Consider the following 3222-nt stretch of genomic DNA (forward strand, 5'->3'; position numbering starts at 1 on the left):
CCGCGGCGCGCACCGCCGCGAGCGTGCGGGCGACGACGAGGCCCGCGGCCCGCATCGCCTGCAGCTCGTCCGCGGTCTTGACTTCGATCATGCGCCCACGCCGGAGCACTTGCAGAACACGCAATCCTCCGAGGTTCACGTGCGGTCGCGCAGCGCTTTCAGCACCCGGCCGGAGATCTCTTCGACGCTGCCGACACCGTCGACGGTCACCAGGATGTCGGCGTAGTACTCCAGCAGCGGCGCGGTGTCCGACACGTAGATCTGCTGACGGCGGCGGATGACCTCTTCGGTGTCGTCCGCCCGGCCGCGCGACATGAGCCGCGCGACGACGACGTCCTCCGGGACCTGCAGCTGGATCACGGCGTCGAGCGCGACGTCCGCCTCGCCCAGGATCTCGCCGAGGACCTCGGCCTGCTTGGTGTTGCGGGGGAAGCCGTCGAGCAGGAAGCCGACCTTGGCGTCCGGCTCGGCGAGCCGCTCGCGGACCATTTCGTTGGTCACCGAGTCGGGCACGAGCTCGCCCGAGTCCAGGTAGCGCTTCGCTTCCTGGCCGAGCGGGGTCTCCTGGCCGACGTGCGCGCGGAACAGGTCACCGGTCGAGATGTGCGGGATGCGCAGCTGCTCGGACAGGGCCACCGCCTGGGTGCCCTTGCCCGCGCCGGGCGGGCCGACGAGAACCAGGCGCGTCACTTCAAGAACCCTTCGTAGTTGCGCTGCATCAGCTGGCTTTCGATCTGCTTCACGGTGTCGAGGCCGACACCGACCATGATCAGCACAGCCGTGCCACCGAACGGGAAGTTCTGGTTGTTCCCGCTCCCGGTCAACGACAGGAAGAAGTTCGGGAGGATCGCGATGATGCCCAGGTACAGCGAGCCCGGCAGGGTGATCCGGCCCAGCACGAAGCTGAGGTACTCGGCGGTCGGGCGGCCGGGGCGGATGCCCGGGATGAAGCCACCGAACTTCTTCATCTCTTCCGCACGCTCGTCCACGTTGAACGTGATCGTGATGTAGAAGTACGTGAAGAAGATGATCAGGCCGAAGTACAGCGCGATGTGCGCCCAGCTGGACTGGTTCACGATGTAGTTCTTGATGAAGACCTGCCAGCCGGAGTTGGCGTTCTGGTCGCCGACGAGGCGGCTGATCAGGTCCGGCAGGTACAGCAGGGACGACGCGAAGATGACCGGGATGACACCGGCCTGGTTGACCTTGATCGGCAGGTAGGTCGACGTGCCGCCGTACATCCGGCGGCCGATCATGCGCTTGGCGTACTGCACCGGGATCCGGCGCTGCCCCTGCTCGATGAAGATGACGCTGGCGATGATGATCAGGCCGAAGACGCAGACGACCGCCAGGCCGACGCCACCCGCGTTGCTGAGGATGTTGCCGCCCTCGACCGGGATGCGCGCGGCGATGTTCAGGAAGATCAGAACGGACATGCCGTTGCCGACGCCGCGCTCGGTGATCAGCTCGCCCAGCCACATCATGACGGCGGTGCCCGCGGTCATGGTGATGACGATGATCGCCAGCGAGTAGACGCTGTTGTCCGGGATGATCGGCTGGTCGCAGTCCGGGAAGAGCTGCTTGCGGTCCGCGAGCGCGACCACCCCGGTGGCCTGCAGGATCGCCAGCGCGATCGTCAGGTACCGGGTGTACTGGGTCAGCTTGCCCTGGCCGGACTGCCCTTCCTTCTTCAGCTCCTCGAACCGCGGGATGACCACGGTGAGCAGCTGGATGATGATGCTCGCCGTGATGTACGGCATGATGCCGGTCGAGAAGAGTGACAGCTGCAGCAGCGCACCACCGCTGAACAGGTTCAGCAGCTGGTAGACGCCCTCCTGCTGCGCCTGGGAGCTACAGGCCTGTACGGCACCGTACGAGATGCCGGGCGCCGGAATGGTCGCACCGATTCGGTAAACCGCGACGATGGCTAGCGTGAACAGGATCTTCTTGCGTAGATCCGGCGTCGCGAGAGCCGAGCGGAAGGCGCTGAGCACGCGGGGGACCTCCTCGGCGTCGTCGGCTGTCCTAACCGACGATCGGCTTGGCCGGCACGGGGCCGGCGGGAACACACAGCACTACTGGCACGCAAGCCAGGAACGCTTCGGGGCACACTCGTCCCGAAGCGTGTCGCCGACTCTAACAGCTTCACAGGGCGTGTCCGCAGTCCGTGTGCGTTTTCCGTACCAAGGTTGCTCCGGCGGGTTGATCCACATCGCCGTCTTGGCCGGATTCCTTGACAGAGGGCGGATCAAGCGGTCGACGTCGCGAGCACGCCGGCCAGCCCGACGAGGACCACCCCGGTCCCCCGGTCGACGTTGCGGCGGGCCCGCCGGGAGAGCTCGATCGTCTTCACCGCGGCGCCGACGCCGACGTAGACCGAGCCGGCCAGGAACTCGGCCAGCAGGTAGCCCGCGCCGAGCAGCGCGATCTGCGTCGGAAATGGGCCGTGAGCTGCGTCGATGAACTGCGGGACGAAGGCGGTGAAGATCAGGATCGCCTTCGGGTTGGTGATCGCGACGCCGAACTCCTTGCGGGTGACGCGCCACGCGGTCATGGGGGTAGCGGGCAGCTCTTTCGGGGTGTTTTTGCCCCGGAAGGTGGACCAGAGCAGGCGGGCGCCGAGGAAGAGCAGGTAGGCGACGCCGGCCCACTTGATGATCGTCAGCGCGGTCTCGGAGGCGGCCAGGAGCTGCCCCAGCCCGGCCGCGACGGCGGCGATCAACAGGGTGAAGGCGGCCAGCCGGCCACCCAGGCCGGCGAGGCCGTGGCGAACACCCTGCGTCATGCCGTGGTGGAGGCCGAGCAGGTTGTTCGCCCCTGGCGTAAGGGCGACGAGCACGGAGGCACCGAAGAAGACCCACACGTGTTCACCGTAGCGGGGGTTCGTCCTCGTCCTCGGGTGGCAGGACGGTGATGGCCACCCCGGAGGGCGGCGTCGGGGTGTCGGCGTAGGCGACGGCCGGATCGGCCCAGCCGGGGTTCCCGGGGTGCCGCAGGAGTGGCAGGTGGGCCACGGCCGCGGCGCCGGCGGCCTTCGCGGGCTTCTCCCGGCCCCACCGAGGCCTCACCCGGTGGTTGCTCGCGGCCAGCAGGACGACCGAGACGATGACGGGGATGCCGACGAGCGCGCCCGGCCGGTCGGTGACCGACTGCCCGGAGACCTCGACGCGGTTGCCCCACGCGGTCTCGGTGATGGTCAGCCGGGCATCGAGGAACCCTTGG

General features: G+C 67.9%; 3 protein-coding genes and 2 pseudogenes. All 5 read right to left on the bottom strand.

Translation table 11 applies throughout. From position 1 onward, the window contains the following. Positions 1-91 (bottom strand): annotated as a pseudogene (locus CCN39_RS51540) (type I methionyl aminopeptidase); the annotation flags it as partial. Between the two features lie 44 nt (positions 92-135). Further along, a complete protein-coding gene (locus tag CCN39_RS03495) occupies positions 136-690 on the bottom strand; it encodes an adenylate kinase (RefSeq protein WP_086838363.1) in 555 nt (184 codons plus the stop codon). Next, positions 687-1994: a preprotein translocase subunit SecY gene (gene secY / locus CCN39_RS03500; RefSeq protein ID WP_086838364.1), complete on the bottom strand. Its 1308-nt coding sequence runs from the start codon at positions 1992-1994 to the stop codon at positions 687-689. Before secY ends, CCN39_RS03495 begins: the two co-directional genes overlap by 4 nt. Before the next feature lie 254 nt (positions 1995-2248). Beyond that, entirely contained in the window at positions 2249-2863 is a 615-nt protein-coding gene (locus CCN39_RS03505; RefSeq protein ID WP_086838365.1) for a LysE family translocator, read from the bottom strand. Positions 2864-2867: 4 nt separating this feature from the next. Further along, positions 2868-3222 (bottom strand): annotated as a pseudogene (locus tag CCN39_RS03510) (hypothetical protein); the annotation flags it as partial.

This window comes from Amycolatopsis kentuckyensis (assembly GCF_002155975.1).
Classification (GTDB): Bacteria; Actinomycetota; Actinomycetes; order Mycobacteriales; family Pseudonocardiaceae; genus Amycolatopsis; species Amycolatopsis kentuckyensis.